Annotated in this window: 17 protein-coding genes; 13 read left to right on the top strand and 4 right to left on the bottom strand. The window is 38.2% G+C overall.

Translation table 11 applies throughout. The annotated features are described in order from the left end of the window. The first annotated feature begins 8 nt into the window (after positions 1–8). Both U735_RS0120600 and gldD read left to right on the top strand, forming a co-directional pair. A complete protein-coding gene (locus U735_RS0120600; RefSeq protein ID WP_031445628.1) occupies positions 9–1,337 on the top strand; it encodes a gliding motility-associated protein GldE in 1,329 nt (442 codons plus the stop codon). Further along, positions 1,327–1,881: a gliding motility lipoprotein GldD gene (gene gldD, locus U735_RS0120595; protein ID WP_031445627.1), complete on the top strand. Its 555-nt coding sequence runs from the start codon at positions 1,327–1,329 to the stop codon at positions 1,879–1,881. Before U735_RS0120600 ends, gldD begins: the two co-directional genes overlap by 11 nt. 7 nt (positions 1,882–1,888) lie before the next feature. Here gldD and U735_RS0120590 read toward each other — a convergent pair whose 3' ends face one another. Then, a complete protein-coding gene (locus U735_RS0120590) occupies positions 1,889–2,305 on the bottom strand; it encodes a hypothetical protein (protein WP_031445626.1) in 417 nt (138 codons plus the stop codon). A 428-nt stretch (positions 2,306–2,733) separates the two neighbouring features. Between U735_RS0120590 and U735_RS0120585 the strand changes: the two genes are divergently transcribed. The 3 genes from U735_RS0120585 (at position 2,734) to rpmA (ending at position 4,108) form a co-directional block, all read left to right on the top strand. Continuing rightward, complete coding sequence (locus tag U735_RS0120585) at positions 2,734–3,189, top strand: DUF4199 domain-containing protein (protein ID WP_031445625.1); 456 nt, start codon at positions 2,734–2,736, stop codon at positions 3,187–3,189. A 100-nt stretch (positions 3,190–3,289) separates the two neighbouring features. Continuing rightward, the gene (gene rplU, locus U735_RS0120580) at positions 3,290–3,823 is read left to right on the top strand and encodes a 50S ribosomal protein L21 (RefSeq protein ID WP_031445624.1); all 534 of its coding nucleotides are present in this window, start codon (positions 3,290–3,292) and stop codon (positions 3,821–3,823) included. 24 nt (positions 3,824–3,847) lie between these two features. Continuing rightward, positions 3,848–4,108 carry a 50S ribosomal protein L27 gene (rpmA, locus tag U735_RS0120575; protein WP_031445623.1) on the top strand — a complete coding sequence of 87 codons (261 nt, stop codon included), beginning with the start codon at positions 3,848–3,850 and terminating at the stop codon, positions 4,106–4,108. A gap of 90 nt (positions 4,109–4,198) precedes the next feature. Here rpmA and U735_RS0120570 read toward each other — a convergent pair whose 3' ends face one another. Further along, a complete protein-coding gene (locus U735_RS0120570) occupies positions 4,199–5,302 on the bottom strand; it encodes an SDR family oxidoreductase (RefSeq protein WP_031445622.1) in 1,104 nt (367 codons plus the stop codon). A 108-nt stretch (positions 5,303–5,410) separates the two neighbouring features. Beyond that, on the bottom strand, positions 5,411–6,727 hold the full coding sequence (gene ahcY / locus U735_RS0120565; RefSeq protein ID WP_031445621.1) for an adenosylhomocysteinase: 1,317 nt from the start codon (positions 6,725–6,727) through the stop codon (positions 5,411–5,413). A 189-nt stretch (positions 6,728–6,916) separates the two neighbouring features. Here ahcY and U735_RS0120560 point away from each other — a divergent pair, with 189 nt between their 5' ends. The 8 genes from U735_RS0120560 to U735_RS0120525 all read left to right on the top strand — a co-directional run bounded on the left by U735_RS0120560 (position 6,917) and on the right by U735_RS0120525 (position 13,989). Next, a complete protein-coding gene (locus U735_RS0120560; protein WP_031445620.1) occupies positions 6,917–7,549 on the top strand; it encodes a 4'-phosphopantetheinyl transferase family protein in 633 nt (210 codons plus the stop codon). 333 nt (positions 7,550–7,882) lie between these two features. Further along, on the top strand, positions 7,883–8,521 hold the full coding sequence (pnuC, locus tag U735_RS0120555) for a nicotinamide riboside transporter PnuC (protein ID WP_031445619.1): 639 nt from the start codon (positions 7,883–7,885) through the stop codon (positions 8,519–8,521). Beyond that, positions 8,476–9,039, top strand: a complete 564-nt coding sequence (locus U735_RS0120550) for an AAA family ATPase (protein WP_031445618.1) — start codon at positions 8,476–8,478, stop codon at positions 9,037–9,039. Before pnuC ends, U735_RS0120550 begins: the two co-directional genes overlap by 46 nt. Beyond that, positions 9,039–10,577, top strand: a complete 1,539-nt coding sequence (locus U735_RS0120545) for a DUF4301 family protein (RefSeq protein ID WP_031445617.1) — start codon at positions 9,039–9,041, stop codon at positions 10,575–10,577. The genes U735_RS0120550 and U735_RS0120545 overlap by 1 nt, the downstream gene beginning before the upstream one ends. A 252-nt stretch (positions 10,578–10,829) precedes the next feature. After that, complete coding sequence (locus U735_RS0120540; protein WP_227021027.1) at positions 10,830–11,141, top strand: hypothetical protein; 312 nt, start codon at positions 10,830–10,832, stop codon at positions 11,139–11,141. 356 nt (positions 11,142–11,497) lie between these two features. Further along, complete coding sequence (locus U735_RS0120535) at positions 11,498–11,800, top strand: hypothetical protein (protein ID WP_031445615.1); 303 nt, start codon at positions 11,498–11,500, stop codon at positions 11,798–11,800. A gap of 377 nt (positions 11,801–12,177) precedes the next feature. Then, a complete protein-coding gene (locus tag U735_RS0120530) occupies positions 12,178–12,480 on the top strand; it encodes a hypothetical protein (protein WP_031445614.1) in 303 nt (100 codons plus the stop codon). A 150-nt stretch (positions 12,481–12,630) separates the two neighbouring features. Further along, on the top strand, positions 12,631–13,989 hold the full coding sequence (locus tag U735_RS0120525; RefSeq protein WP_031445613.1) for a sigma-54-dependent transcriptional regulator: 1,359 nt from the start codon (positions 12,631–12,633) through the stop codon (positions 13,987–13,989). On the opposite strand, the gene U735_RS0120520 is transcribed toward U735_RS0120525, so the two are convergent. Next, positions 13,964–16,435 (bottom strand): hybrid sensor histidine kinase/response regulator, encoded by a 2,472-nt coding sequence (locus U735_RS0120520; RefSeq protein ID WP_034248653.1) that lies wholly within the window; start codon positions 16,433–16,435, stop codon positions 13,964–13,966. The two genes, U735_RS0120525 and U735_RS0120520, sit on opposite strands and share 26 nt — an antisense overlap. Positions 16,436–16,621 lie beyond the last annotated feature (186 nt).

Below are 16,621 nucleotides of genomic sequence, written 5' to 3'. Positions count from 1 at the left end.
ACTGACTATTGGACCCAGACCCCCTTAGTTTATTATTGAATTTTATTGCAGTCGATAGCGGTTTTGCTTTTAAAATCGCATTCCTTTTTATTTTATTGTCTTTTTCTGCCCTTATTTCTGGGGCTGAAGTGGCTTTTTTTGGCCTATCCCAAACCGATGTTAATGAGATAGAGGAAAAAAAGACGGCCAAAGGAAAAATTATTGTAGCCCTCTTGGATCGCCCCAAAAAACTTTTGGCCACCATATTGATTGCCAACAATGCCATAAATATTGGGGTGGTATTATTGTTCAATAATATTGGCGACACCATTTTCGCCGATATTACCTATGTTATTTTAGGACTTGTTCCGGTACGCTTTCTTTTGGAGGTAGTAGTGGTTACCTTTTTAATATTGATGTTTGGGGAGATTTTACCCAAAGTATACGCCAATCGCAATAGATTTACCTTCGCCTTTTTCATGGCTTTTCCTTTAAAGGTACTGGATTTTCTGTTTTCGCCTTTAAGTTTGCCAATGAGGTCCGCTACCATTTTCCTATATAACAAATTGGGCAAACAGAAATCCAATCTTAACGTGGGTCATTTGTCCCAGGCATTGGAGCTCACCTCCGAGGGGGATACTACCGTGGAAGAGCAGAAAATACTTGAAGGGATCGTTTCTTTTGGAAATACGGATACCAAACAGGTGATGCGACCTAGGATTGATATTTTTGCCCTTAATGAAGAAATGAAGTTTTTGGAAGTTTTGGCGGAGATAAAAACCCATGGCTACTCAAGGATACCAGTTTTTTCCCAGAATATGGACAACGTACTGGGGGTACTTTATGTTAAGGATCTCCTGCCTTATATAGACCGAAAAACCTTTAATTGGATGTCGTTGATCAGGGAGCCCTATTTTGTCCCTGAGAACAAGAAACTGGACAACCTGTTGCTGGATTTTCAGACCAAGAAAAATCATTTGGCCATTGTGGTAGATGAGTACGGGGGTACTTCGGGAATAGTTACCCTTGAAGATATTATTGAGGAAATTGTAGGGGATATCAGTGATGAGTTTGATGATGAGGACTTAATTTTCTCTAAGCTGGACGATTTTAACTTTGTCTTCGATGGCAAAACTGCTTTGAAGGATTTTTATAGAGTGGCCAAAATTGAGGATGAGGACGATTTTGAGGAGAAAAAGGGCGAGTCCGAAACGGTAGCAGGTTTTGTCCTGGAAATTGCAGGAAGTTTTCCTAAAAGAGGTGAGGTGGTAATGTTCAAAGAGTATCAATTTATTGTGGAGAGCTTGGATAAAAAGCGATTGAAACAAATAAAAATTACATTGCCCCATGAAGCTTAACCTCGGACTTATTGTTTTATTATTGTGTCTTGCATCGTCATGTAAGGACGACGTTTTGCCGAAACCTAAGGCAATGCTTAGGCTGGAATATCCCGCGGGTAAGGAAGCAATCTTGGAAACAGAACACTTTTCTGTCAAATACAATGAAATGGCCAAATTGAAATCCGAGTCCAATACCTCCTTTACATTGGACTACCCCCTTATGAAAGGTTCTATTTTTATTAATTATAAGGCGGTGAACGGCAATTTGGACAAACTGCTTACCGATGCTCAAAAACTAAGCTACGAGCACGTTGTGAAGGCCGACGGTATTTATGAGGAACCCGTTGTTAACGAACCTCACAAGGTATATGGAATGTATTATGAAGTAAAGGGTAATGCAGCTTCGCAATCCCAGTTTTATGTAACGGACAGTACAAAGCACTTCGTAACCGGGTCATTGTATTTTTATGCCCAACCTAATTATGATTCTATTTTGCCAGCTGCGGTACATCTGCAAAAGGATATTCGCAAAATTATTGAATCCTTACGCTGGACGGAGTAGTATTGCTTTAATTGTTTTGTAATAAGTCCTCCGCTTGCTTAATACTGGAATTTATTTGATCCTTAAGGGCCTTGACTTTGGTCTCTTCCTCATCCAGCCATTTTTGTTTTTCTTCCGTCAACGCTTTTCCGTTCAGTATCTCGTCGCCATCAAATCTATCGCCAAAGCTTTTCATCCAGTCCATCATAGCCTTGTGTGCAGCCTTTAATTCCTCTCTGGCAGCTACATAGTCGTCGGAAGAGGCATCGTTCGTAATTTTTTCGTCCAATTGTGCCACTAATTTGCCTATAGTCCCCATTTTTGGCATTACCTCATCATGGATAGCCATTACGCCTTTCATTTGTGAATTCTCCTTGTTTTCATCTTTACAGGAGTAGGCAACCGCTATTACGACGGATAGGATAAGGGTTAATTTTTTTATCATCAGGTAAAGTTTAATGTTGTTACGCGTGGCTAAAGTGGCCTTTTAAGATAATTTTTTAAGTTGGGCGGACGTTTTTTTAAATGGTCGGCACCATTACTTTATAAGATATCAAAGATACTGAATTGTGAACGTTTTATAACTGCAATCGAATCCCATTTTCGCGAAAATCGACAGGTGTTATTTTGTACACTTGAATTATTTTGATGATAATTCAACCAAATTTTGGCCCATATCCCCAATAATATCAATTTCATTAACAAGCTTTTGAGCAAGGAATAATCCACTTAACCTTTAAATAAAGGAATTGTGCGGAGGGTTTAATGTGATTCGGGGCTAAAATCGACTATAAAATCAATTCCTTGTTAATTTGCGTGCATAAATCATTAAAATTCTGTAAATTAAATGCATAACCTAGAAAATTCTATACAATGAAACAATTTGCACTCCCTATTAGGTTTGGCATAGCTGTTAGCGGCTCATTAATTGCCTATTTCTTATTGTTGTCCCTTTTTAATCTTCACACCAATATTTTTTATAGTCTTTTTAATGGTGTAATTACGGGATTCGGGATATATGAGGCCATAAAATATTTTAGGCTCAAGGAAGGGCCATCCTTTAATTATGGCAAAGGTTTTACGGCGGGGATTGTTACCGGTTTTGTAGGGACATTGATCTTTACATTGTTTTTCGCCTTTTATGCTACGGAGATTAATCTGGGATTTTTGGATGAACTCTCCAAAGTATGGTTCCGCGATTATAACACATCGGAGGGTATTGTTTTCTTTACCGTGGCCATTATGGGCTTTGCAACTACCTTGGTTCTGACCCTGTCATTTATGCAGTTGTTCAAGACTTCGAACAACCTCAAAAGAAAATCGGTTTAAAAATCTCAAAAATCACTTGTGGATTAAGGATTTAGGAGTATATTTGCACCCGCCTAAGTAAATATTAGGCTTGTTCTTAAATTTATAAATAACACAAGCTATGTACGCAATTGTAGAGATAGCAGGGCAGCAATTTAAAGTTGCGAAAGACCAAAAAGTGTATGTTCACCGTTTACAAGACGAAGAAGGTAGCAAAGTAACCTTTGATAACGTTCTTTTGTTGGAAGATGGTAGTAACATAACAATTGGCGCCCCAGCTATAGACGGAGCCGCTGTTGAGGCTAAAGTCATTAAGCACCTAAAAGGTGATAAGGTAATTGTCTTTAAAAAGAAAAGACGTAAAGGTTACAAAAAGAAAAACGGTCACCGTCAATATTTGACTGAATTGGTAATAGAAGGTATTATTGCCTCTGGAGCCAAAAAATCTGAGAAAAAGGCGGAACCAAAAAAAGAAGCTAAACCTGCTGCTAAAAAAGCAGAGGTAAAAGCAGAAGCTCCAAAGAAGGAGGAAGCTAAAGCTACCGAGGATTTGAGTAAAAATACGGTTGCAGAGCTAAGAGAATTGGCAAAAGCTAAGGGAGTTGAAGGTTATTCTTCAATGAAAAAAGCAGAATTGATTGCCGCTTTAAGTTAATAACAAGAATTAAAACAATATATCATGGCACATAAGAAAGGTGTAGGTAGTTCTAAAAACGGTAGGGAATCAGAATCAAAACGCTTGGGCGTTAAGATTTATGGTGGACAAGCTGCCATTGCTGGGAACATCATTGTAAGACAACGTGGTACTAAACATAACCCAGGTGAAAATGTTTATGCTGGAAAAGATCATACCTTGCATGCAAGGGTAGACGGTCTTGTAAAATTCCAAAAGAAAGCAGGAGGTAAATCCTATGTTTCTATTGAGCCTTTTGAGGCTTAATACATTCCAGCTTTTAAGTATTAAAAAACTCTTTCCTTAGTTGGAAAGAGTTTTTTGTTTTTACATACTATACTGAATACTATATTTGTTTTACCACTTCTGATTTCTAAAATTCTTGGCCTTGGCAAAAGCAACTGTTTCAGATAAATAATCCACTAGGTTGTAGTTAGGTATGGGCAAGATACTCTCCAATAGGCTTGTGTCCCATTCATTGGGTTTAGAGGTCATGTAGGGGTGTAAATGCAGTCCAATGGTTTCGTAGTAAAACTCTTCCAACTTTGAAGAAAATCCTGTTGAGGTATTAATTTGATCTTCGGTAAAACTAAAATTGGAGAAGCCTACGACCTTCAAAATTTTGGCAATGCCTTTTTTCATGTTCGTCTCTTTGGAATTAACAATGTTCAATTGTTGAATTTCTTTAGAAATCACCATGGCAATTACCTGAGCGGCATAGTCCGTTGGAATAATATTTAACCCAGTGTCCGTTTTGGTAGTAATACGTATGGCGTCCTTCGAGCTGCTATTGTGAAAAAACTTCGCAAAAAGGTAAAAGACCATGTATTTTGATATAAAATAATTTGGGCTCCCATAAATATTTCCCCCAAGCACACTGGGCCGCAAAATTTGAATTGGAATATTTTTTGCCCTACCAGCTTTTAACAGGAACTTTTCCGAAGCGTGTTTGGAGGCTTCGTAATGATTGCGGTAATTACCGTTTTTTATGTTGGTATAATCGTTGTGCAATAATCCACCTATATTTCCTGCGGCAAATGCCGTACTTATATAGACGAATTTTACAATATGGCTGCAATAGGTATCGAATATATCTTTGGTAAACTGTAAATTTTGATTGAATATTTCCTCCTTGGCGGCAGGATCAGTTGATAAATTGACATACCCGGCCGAGTGTATAAAATAATCCAACTTATTATTTCCTAGAAAAGAAGCCGGATTTAATAATTTTTCCGCATCTACCGTGACTATTTTTTTTAAGACTTCAGGAAGGTTCTTTTTTACAAAATCTGTTGCGAACTCACTTGAAACTACATTTATGATTCGTTGTTCAGGTCCAACAGAAGTTTTCTTACGAACGGGGAGGTAAATGTTGTCTATACTTTGAAAGCGAAGTTCCAAAAGCGAAAATAATACTCTAGAACCTAAGGTTCCAGTAGCTCCGGTTAAGAGTATGTTCATTAAGTTGGTGTAGGAATTAAAAAATCAAAATCCTTATCTGTTTGAGTGATAAGGATTTTGGTTTTGTATTATAATGGATTCTTGAATCTTTCCAAACAAGAAGGCAGTCTAGTACCTATAATAATCGGGCTTAAAAGGACCCTCAACGGTTACTCCAATATATTCTGCCTGTTCCGGTCTTAAAGTTTCCAATTCCACTCCCAATCGGGATAGGTGCAAAGCGGCCACTTTTTCGTCCAAATGTTTTGGAAGCATATATACGTCATTATTGTATTTGTCACTATGGTTCCAAAGTTCCATTTGCGCCAAGGTTTGGTTGGTGAAGGAGTTGCTCATTACAAAACTTGGATGACCGGTAGCGCATCCCAAGTTTACCAACCTACCTTCTGCCAAAACAATAATATCCTTTCCTTCAAGGGTATATTTGTCAACCTGTGGTTTTATTTCATCCTTGGTATGGCCGTAATTTTTGTTCAGCCATGACATGTCTATTTCATTGTCGAAATGGCCAATATTACACACTATTACTTTGTCTTTCATCGCTTTAAAATGCTGCGACTGAATAATATCCTTATTTCCGGTAGTGGTTATTACGATATCGGCATTTCCAACCACTGTATCCATTTTCTTTACCTCAAAACCGTCCATAGCTGCCTGTAAGGCACAAATTGGATCAATTTCGGTAACTGTAACAATAGAACCCGCTCCTTTAAAAGAAGCTGCTGTACCTTTTCCTACATCACCGTATCCGGCAACTACAACTCTTTTGCCCGCAAGCATTGTATCCGTAGCCCTGCGAATAGCATCTACGGCACTTTCCCTGCAACCGTATTTGTTGTCGAATTTGGATTTTGTAACAGAATCGTTAACATTGATGGCGGGCATTGGCAAGGTTCCTTTTTTTACCCTTTCATAAAGCCTATGAACACCAGTGGTAGTCTCTTCGGAAAGGCCTTTGATACCTGAAGCCAATTCTGGGTATTTGTCCAATACCATGTTGGTAAGATCTCCCCCATCATCCAAGATCATGTTTAAGGGTTGACGATCTTCTCCGAAAAACAAGGTCTGTTCAATGGCCCAATTAAATTCTTCTTCGTTCATTCCCTTCCATGCATATACAGGAACCCCGGCTGCGGCTATAGCAGCAGCAGCCTGATCTTGGGTAGAGAAAATATTACATGAACTCCAAGTCACCTCTGCGCCAAGGGCAACCAAGGTCTCGATGAGTACCGCTGTTTGTATGGTCATATGCAAACACCCGGCAATACGGGCGCCTTTAAGAGGCTGTTCTTTTCCGTACTCTTCCCTTAAGGACATTAGTCCGGGCATTTCGGCTTCCGCAAGTTCAATTTCTTTTCTTCCCCATTTGGCCAAGCCAATGTCTTTTACTTTATAGGGTACGTAAGGAATGGTTTTAGTACTCATAAACTTTTTTTGTTATAGTTAGTTGCTCGTATTCGTTTGAAAATAAATCGGAAGAATAAATTAAAAACAATTTAAATGAAGAATATCTTCGAATAGCCTATTTCTTCTCCTTTTTTATTTTTATTTTAGTAATAGAACAATATACTTGTATTTTGCATTTGCAAAGGTAGTAATAACTTAAATAATCTAATGCCTCTTTACAAAACAATAACAGTTGGGGACGATGCTAAAGTCTTGATTTGGAAAGTTGAAGAAACGGAATCCCAACTTTCTGAAGGGGTTGTGCTTACTCCGCATTGCCAAAAACGTATGATGGGAATGAAGTCGGAATTGCATAGAAGGGGGTTCCTGAGTATAAGACATTTAATGGCAATAGAGGGTTATGTTGATCACGATCTATTTTATGATGATGCGGGCAAACCGCATTTGACAGATGGCAAGTTTATCTCCATTACACATTCACACGAATTTACGGGAATTATTATTTCGGATACCAAAGAGGTAGGAATCGACATTGAAATGCAACGTGATAAGATTCTAAGGATAGCAAACAAGTATACCCCATTGGAGGAATACAAAACCGTGGCAAATGCGGATGCCTTGGTAAGAAAACTTACCATTGTTTGGGGAGCAAAGGAATCCTTGTACAAGATATATGCCCAACATGGCCTAAGTTTTTTGCACCATATAGATATTACGGATTTTTCTTTGTCCGACTCAGAGACTACTGGCACCATTCTATATAAGGGAAAGGCCTCCCACTACAATATTATATTTTTGGAGTTTGAGGGATATACCTGTGTGTATGCCATTAAAAATTAGTGGGCTGCAATCTTTACAGCCAGTCTTATTATAGCCAATATTACTGCTTCATAATCTTGGATTTAGTTAGTTGTCTGTTCGGGAATAAATGCGATAATCCTACCAATTCCGAAGTATTTTTTCTGAAAAACCCTAATATTTTTATTGGGAAAGGCTATTTTTGATCAACATTAATTGTTTAAAGCCTTGCTAAAATCACCAAAATAAACCTATTGGATCACGTATATAACTTCAGTGTTTAAGTAAGGTTTGAATGTGGAAACAAATCTTCATTGGGATTGTTGGAAAGTGGTTTGATAAAAATGAAAATTCTAAAATCTGACCGGAGTAACTATGAGCCCCATTTTTGAATGGATTTTTGCCCAGTACCAAGATACTTCTACCCATTTGATAATTTTGGAAATGGTAGGGGTGTTTTTCGGATTTTTAAGTGTTTGGTACTCCATGAGGGAAAATATATTGGTTTTCCCTACAGGAATCCTTAGTACGGGGCTGTTTGTATATATCCTTTTTGTTTTTGGGTTATTGGGAGATATGCTGATCAATGCCTATTACTTCGCCATGAGTGTCTACGGATGGTATATATGGACTAGAAAGGTAGATGAGACCCATTTTATTCCCATAACTACAACGACCCCCAAAGAGAAAAAATGGACGGTTTTTTTATTTGTTGCTACTATTTTATTTGTTGTTTTTGTATACGTGGTATTTGATAAGTTGGATAGTTGGACAGCTTATATAGACACCTTTACAACGGCCGTATTCTTTGTAGGAATGTGGCTCATGGCCAAGAAAAAACTTGAAAATTGGGTATATTGGATTATAGGTGATGTAATATCGGTTCCATTATATTTTTATAAAGGACTTATATTTACATCTCTGCAATATTTATTGTTCACTATTATTGCCATTTTCGGATACCTTGCATGGAAGAAAAGTTTAAACAAGAGCCCTCAAGTATTATTAAAGTAGTGTTATTTGGACCGGAATCTACGGGAAAGACAACCTTGTCCCAAGATTTGGCCAAGCATTACAATACCGTTTGGGTACCGGAATATGCACGTGAATACCTTCAGGACAAATGGGATAAAGAAAGGAAAACCTGTGAGCCAAAAGATTTATTGCCCATAGCTGAGGGACAGATCAAATTGGAAAATTCCCTGACCAAGAAGGCTAATGAAGTCTTAATATGCGATACCGATCTTTTGGAGACCAAAGTTTATTCCGAAGCCTACTATTTGGGATATTGTGATCCAGTTTTGGAGACTTACGCATTGCAGAACACTTACGATATCTATTTTCTGACCTATATAGACATTCCGTGGGAAAAGGATGACCTAAGGGATAAACCAAATGACCGTGAACGAATGTTTCTTTATTTCAAGGATACTTTGGAAAAATATAACAGGAATTTTATTATCTTAAAGGGTGATAAAAAAACAAGGCTGATAACGGCCCAGAACTACATTAACCAACTATTGAGAAAATAATGGAATTAACGGAAGCAGACAAAAAACAATTAGAAAAGAAGGGTATTTCTAAAGAAAAAGTTCTTGGTCAAATTGAGACATTTAAGGAGGGTATTCCTTTTGTGAGATTGGAAAAGGCCGCGGTAGTATCCGATGGCATTTCCAAATTTTCCGAGGCTGAGGAGCAAGGGCTTATTAAAAAATTTGAGGATGCAAAGAAGAAAATTTCACTTCTGAAATTTGTACCGGCTTCCGGTGCTGCATCCCGAATGTTCAAGGCAATGTTCAATTTTTTGGATACCTATGATCCCAAAGCCGAAAAATTCGAGGCCTATTTGGACAGAACCAAGGATAAGGATGTGAAGGCCTTCTTTGATGGGTATAAAAATTTTGCCTTTTATGACCTTATTCAAAAAAGGATAGCTGGTAAGACAAGCTCCAAGGATGAGGAAAAGTACCTTTTTGTAAAGGAGATGTTATTGCCTGAAGGCTTGGATTTCGGATTTTACCCAAAAGGCCTTTTGCCCTTTCATGACTATGGCAAGCACACCGCCACACCTTTCGAGGAACATTTAAAGGAGGCTATTGCCTACGCCCAGGTGAATAACGAGGCAAATCTACATTTTACCATTTCTGAGCAGCATGGCGAAATGTTCAACAAAGAATTTAAGACTGCCGGGGAGCGTGTGGCAAAGGATGCTAAAACCTCCTTTACGGTTAACTATTCCTTTCAGAAGCCTTCTACGGATACTATCGCTGTAACTTTGGACAACAAACCTTTCAGAAATTCGGATGGCTCCCTGTTGTTCAGGCCAGCTGGTCACGGTTCCTTGATAGAGAACCTGAACGAGCAGGATGCGGACATTATTTTTATAAAGAATATTGATAATGTGGTGGTTCCAAGATTTTCTGACGATGTTGCCAAAAGCAAAAAGATATTGGCCGGACTGTTGTTGGAATTACAAAGCAAGGCGTTTGAATATGCCAAGCTATTGGACGGGGATAATCTAACTTCTGAAATATTGGAAACTATAAAATCGTTTTTGGAAAAGGATTTAAATGTCCGATTCTCAGATAAATTTGGGGGTTTTAGTATAGGACAGCAAATAGAAATTTTAAAGGATAAGATAAGCCGTCCCATTCGTATATGTGGAATGGTCAAGAATGAAGGCGAACCTGGAGGCGGTCCGTTTTGGATAAGGGATGCCCACGGTCATATTTCACTTCAAATTATAGAATCTGCACAAGTAGATATGGATAATCCGGCACAGGTCGATATCTTAAAGAACTCTACCCACTTTAACCCGGTAGATTTGGTCTGCGGGGTAAGAAATTATAAGGGAGAGAAATTTAATTTGCTCAATTATGTAGATGCCAAACAAGGTTTTATCACCCAAAAAACAAAAGAAGGAAAAGATCTAAAGGCTTTGGAATTGCCAGGTCTATGGAACGGTGCCATGGCCTTTTGGAATACTATTTTTGTAGAAGTTCCCTTGGTGACCTTTAATCCTGTAAAAACGGTCAACGACCTATTAAAACCTGCTCATCAGGTAAAATAGATTTATGGACCACATATGGGACTATTTCCCATTCCCACAAATATATCAGGTATTGTACCCAAAAAGTGTATAATTTTTATACACTTTTTGCGGTGCTATACATATTTATACATTCCCTATAAATAATAGATTTTGCATAAATGACTGATTGTCAATGTCTTGTATATTTAATTATTGAAATTTGATTGTTGGCATAATTTTCCTTCTATCTGCTGTGAGAAACAAATAGTATTCACACAAAACACTAGAGATATGAAAAATGATATGAAAAGCTTGGTTTTTGCCACAGCGATGGCAATGGGAAGTTTAAGTCCAGTTTTGGCCTCACCTCCAATATTTCACGATGGAATTATGGAAGTAATTATTGCTCAAGAATTTACTGAAATAGATCTTGATCAATTGCCCGACACAATTACAAAGGCTTTGGAGAAGGATCATGCCGGAGCCGTAATAAACAAAGCATATGTAAATGAAGAGGCTGAATATAAGTTGGAGGTTACTTTTTCAGATGGAACCAATTCCGAATTATATGCCGATGCTTCAGGCAACTGGATAGATATGTAATGCATTGGTAAAGTGAGTTATATGAGTTATTTGAATTAGCAGGGCTACCTTATGGTGGCCCTTATGCGTTTCTATTGGAAAGTGGCACCCAACTATTATTTAAGTCTTAGTAGAATAGTGTTGGCCGTTGCCATATTTAGTCCTGTTCATGGGTTTTCAAGTTGTCATTGTTCCCCTATCTGAGGTTATGGTGTGTAATTTTAACACAATTGAATCCCTTAATACCCATTATTACACAGTCTTTGTGTAATAGCAAAACTACTTTAAGTTATTGAAAGTCAGGGTAATGAAGGTTTTTTGTTGATTTCGGTATCGTTTTTCCATTGGTAATGGTAATAATTATTAAAATAAGAATCATGAGAAAGCTATTTTTTGGAATTGCATTATCAATAACAAGTTTAACCGCCTGTGCTCAAGAGAACAAAGCAGCAACAGGGGCGGTTACGGAAATGAGCATTAACCAAGATAAATTCTCCGAAATAGGTGCTGCAGAATTGCCCGAAGCAGTGACCAAGGCAATAGACACCTATTATCCTTCTGCGGTTATCAATAAGGCCTATGTTAACAATTTCCAACAATTCAGGTTGGATATAATTTTGAAGGAAGGCAATAGCGGTACCATATATGCCGATAAGGATGGGGATTGGATAGAAAGATAGGATGTGTTTATTATGATATTATTGGGCATACCAATGATAATGGGATCGTTTAAACGATCCCAATTTTTGTTTTTGGTGTTTTATAAGGTGAAATATGGCGGTAACTTGATGGCATTGTCATTTGATTGGCGATTTGGCACAATTAATTATTAGGTAATAAAGAATCTGTTTCTGGCATACAAAAAGGATACATGAGAAATAGTGTTTAGTTTTTACCCATTAAAAAAGTTTGATACCCATAAATACACAGTTCAATTTTTTGTGCACAAATCATAACACACACATATATAGGTGGTTACGTATATTTTAAGTGTTCGTTGAATTTTGGTATCATATTTTCAATAGGTATAACAAGTTTAACTATTAAAATGAAAATCATGAAAAAATTATTTTTTGTAGCAGTATTATCATTCGGAAGTCTAACCGCATTTGCTCAAGCAGGTGAAGATGTAGCACAAGTAACTACACAGACTGCAATAGCTCAGGACGACTTCTCTGAAATAGAAACAAGTGATTTACCAGAAGCGGTTGCAACAGCTGTTTCTACTGACTATCCTTCGGGGACCATCAGTAAAGCTTATGTAAATAAACAGGAGCAATATAAGTTGGAAGTAACTTTGGAGGATGGTACTACAGGTACTTTGTATGCCGATAAAGACGGTAACTGGATAGAACTATAGTAAAACTTGAATTATTTGTTTTGTATCAAGTTGGTTTGGTAAGAGGGGATTGTTTTATACAATCCCCCTCTTTTTTTTATGAAAATTTTTAAAGGCAACTAACTTTCTTATGGTATTTTTACTATCTATAGTAAATTGTAATAGAAAGGTATGCCCAAACTCCTTATCATTGAAGATGACGCCGCTTTTTGTCAAATGCTTCAAAAGTTTTTGATTAGAAACGGTTACGATGTCGACGAAAGTTTTACTGCCCAGGATGCCAAGACCAAATTCAAGGCAAGCACCTATGATCTAGTTTTAACAGATTTGCGACTTCCCAATTATGATGGGCTTCAACTTTTATCCGATATCAAGGAGGTAAATCCAAAGACACAGGTTATTGTTATGACCGGTTATGCCGAGGTTGGTTCTGCCGTGGAGGCTATGAAAAAAGGTGCCTACGACTACATCTCCAAACCATTTACTCCAGAGGAAATTCTAATGCAGATTAAAAGCGCCTTAAACCAAGAGACCGAGAGGCAATTGGATAGTGCGCCAAAGGATAGCCATAAAAGCGAAAATTTGGTAGTTGATCCCCAGGACGATAGGGTTGTTATTGGAATAAGTGAGGCTTCCAAAAAATTGCACGAGTACATAAAGCTGGTGGCCCCTACGGACATGTCCGTTTTAATTACAGGGGAAAGTGGGACAGGAAAGGAGGTAACTGCAAGGGCGATACACGATAATAGTAAGCGCAATGAACACAATTTTGTGGCCGTAGATTGCGGTGCCATTCCCAAAGAAATTGCCACTAGTGAATTTTTTGGGCATGTTAAAGGAAGTTTTACTGGAGCAGTGGAGGATAAAAAGGGACATTTTGAGGCGGCCAATGGGGGTACCTTATTTTTGGACGAAATAGGGAACCTTTCCTATGAAAACCAGATACAGTTGTTAAGGGCCCTACAGGAAAGAAAAATTAAAAGAGTTGGTAGTAACAAGGAGATAGAGGTAGATATCCGAATTGTAACGGCCACAAACGAAGACCTAACAGAGGCTGTTGAAAACGGTAGTTTTAGGGAAGATCTTTTTCATAGGATCAACGAATTTTCTGTAGAAATCCCGTCCTTGGAGGAACGCTTTGAAGACCTACCACTTTTCGCTGATTTCTTTTTGAAAAAGGCCAACCGATCCTTGGGAAAAGTAGTGCAAGGTTTTTCGGGGGATGTAAAGGATATATTTAAGCAATATCATTGGCCCGGAAATCTACGTGAATTGCAGAATGTTATAAAAAGGGCGGTTCTGTTGACCAGTGGGGATATGGTAGAGAAAGCTGCCTTGCCCAAAGAAGTATATAAGAGTAAGGAAAGCAATGCTAAAGTCGATAACTTTTCCAAGGCCGATTATGAGAAGGAACAAATAGTAAAGGCCTTGAAACAATCAAATTTTAATAAATCCAAAGCGGCCAAACTCCTTCAGATCACAAGAAAAACACTATACAACAAAATTAATCACTATAATTTGGACTTGTAGCCAAATATGATTTAATGGCCAGGATCAAAACGGTGGACTTATTCTGAAGGTCCCTGTAGGTTTGTTTCAAGACCTTAGGTTCCCATTGGCCAATTTCCAAAATCTCCAATTGCTCTAATATTGGAACTATCTCCTTACTGTTTAATTGTCTGAACATGGGGAGCATTCGATGTGAAACAACATTCACCGTCTTAATATCCATATCATCTACCGCCACTTTCAGTTTTTCCATGTTGGTTTTGGTATCGGTAATAAAGGTCTGCAAAACTTCGGCTATGCCTTCATCATCATCTCCTAAAAAAGAGGAAATAACCCCCAAGTGGAATAAGTTTGAACCGGAGGCGATATTAGGTTTTTCTGTATTTTCAGCTTTTTTACGAACTGCTTGGGGGAACAAGTTGCTCAATACTTCCAAGAACATATCTTTGGTAAAGGGTTTTTGAAGGATATCTGAAAAACCTGCTTCAATATACTGCTTCCTTTTTAGATCTTTCCGCCCCGTCATGGCTACTATGGGTTGCCCGGCATAATGCGAATAGGTGCCGTTTTGTAGTTTGCCCAATACTTCAAAACCCGTTATATTGGGCATTTGTATATCGGTCAAAACCATGTTGTACCCAAGTGTCCCTGTTTTTGAAACATCATCAAAACTATTGTAGGTATGGGCAGCGAGTCCCAAATGTTGACAGACTTCCTTGAGCAGTTTTAGCATGGCAGGGTCATCATCAATGATAAGAAGGGACAACTCCACTTTTGGGCTGATTTCCATTTTCTTAGGGGAGTTCAAAGGTTTTTTTGATATCTCGAGAGGAATTTCAACCGAAAATGTACTTCCTTTATTTTCCTCGCTATGGAGGCTAATTTCTCCACCCAATAGTTCGGTCAGTTTCTTGGAAATGGTAAGACCTAGACCATAACCGCCATATTTTTTATCCGTATGGTCCTCTGCCTGGGTAAACTCTTTAAAAATGTGTTCTTGTTTTTCTTTTTTAATCCCTATGCCAGTATCAGTGACCTGGATTAAGGTGTGATAGTTTCCGTTCGCTTCGTTTAGCACCTTGGCTTCAACCTTTATGAAACCTTCATTGGTAAATTTATAGGCATTGCCGATTAGGTTGGTCAAAATTTGTCTTATCCTAAATGGATCTCCCAAAACGGGCTTATCCAATTGCCTGTCGATTATTACCTGTAGTTCTATGGGTTTCTTCAAATGTATTTCCTTGAGGTTTTCGGCAGTTTCCCTGATAAGGTCGGAAAGTATAAATGCCGTCTGGTCTATTTTTATTTTTCCTGCCTCCAATTTGGAAAAATCCAATAGATCGTTTACCAGACTATCCACATATTTGGAAGCGGATTTTACATTCTTTAAATAGGACACCTGTTTGCCGGAAAGCCCGGTATTTTCCATTAATTCGGAATAACCTGTTATGGTATTCAATGGCGTTCGCAGGTCATGGCTAACCGTAGAAATTAATTGTTCCCGACTTCTTAAAAGGGATTCGGAAAATTTCTTTTCTTTCTCCAGTTGTTGTCTGTACAGTTGTACCTTCCAATAATCTTTGGTAATTAGGAAAGTGAAGAGTCCCACAATAGCTATACCCAGCAAGCTGGCAAAACCTGCCACACGCAGGCTTCTTTTTAGGGCGGTTTGTTTTTTTAGGTTGTCGTTGTAGGATTTTGTAATTACCTCCTGTTCAAAGGCCGAAATAATACTGCGTAGTTGTTGTGAAATTTCCAGATCGGCCCTGCTTAATTGCAATTCTTTCTGTGCTACCGAACGCAAGGCCTTGGTATTGCTCTGTTTGGCCTCTGCCAAAAGCGATTTGGAAACCGTTAAAACAGAATCTACCCGTTGGGCAACAGGAATGTTACTGGTGTCTTTTGGGACGTTTTCACTTAGGTATTCTGCCCATTTTTTTAAGGTATTCTGAGCATCAGGAGGTAAGTCCGAATAATTGGGATTTAGGCTTTCCGGAGTAATTTTTCCAAGAGACTCTTCAATTTTGCTAAATTCCTTGAGGGCATTGTCTATGGAATTGTTGGTTTCGCTTTTTCTTTTTAAGCGCAGCAATTCATTACTGTTGAATACCTTTTTTTTAAGAAGCCCCTGCACACTATCCAACATCTCCTTTTGGTAGTCATTAACTGTAAGAAGTTTAAGGGAGTCTATGGTGATAAAAATGGAATCTATCTTTTGGGCATAGGCCGTAAAGCTTTTTGGGGTCTTTTTTTGGAGTGCCAGTTTGGAAAGACTTTCCGCCTCATATAGTTCTGTTAATAGGGAGCCTGTTTTTAGTAATTTGGCATCGTTTTCCGTTGCTGTGTCTGTAGATACAAATACCTTTATTTCAGAAAATATAAAATAGGCCACTACCAGGGTCAATATCCCAAGCATTAGATAGCTGAACATTATTTTAAAGGTGAATTTGTTCTTTGTCTTGTTCATTAATGATTCCATTTTTTGCGGCCCTTATTCTAATTTACGTATTTCAAGTCCCATTGGTCTATAAATTATAGTTAATTATTTATTGCTTTTTATTATGATATTAGAATGGTCGTATGTAAATTTGCGCCCGTCTCAAAGGGGTGCTTGTTAGGTCAGGCTGAGATTATACCCAAGGAACCTGGGCAG

The sequence above is a fragment of the Arenibacter algicola genome, assembly GCF_000733925.1.
GTDB lineage: Bacteria > Bacteroidota > Bacteroidia > Flavobacteriales > Flavobacteriaceae > Arenibacter > Arenibacter algicola.
The sequence above is the reverse complement of the archived record's forward strand: the minus strand, read 5'-3'. Positions and strand labels throughout refer to the sequence as shown.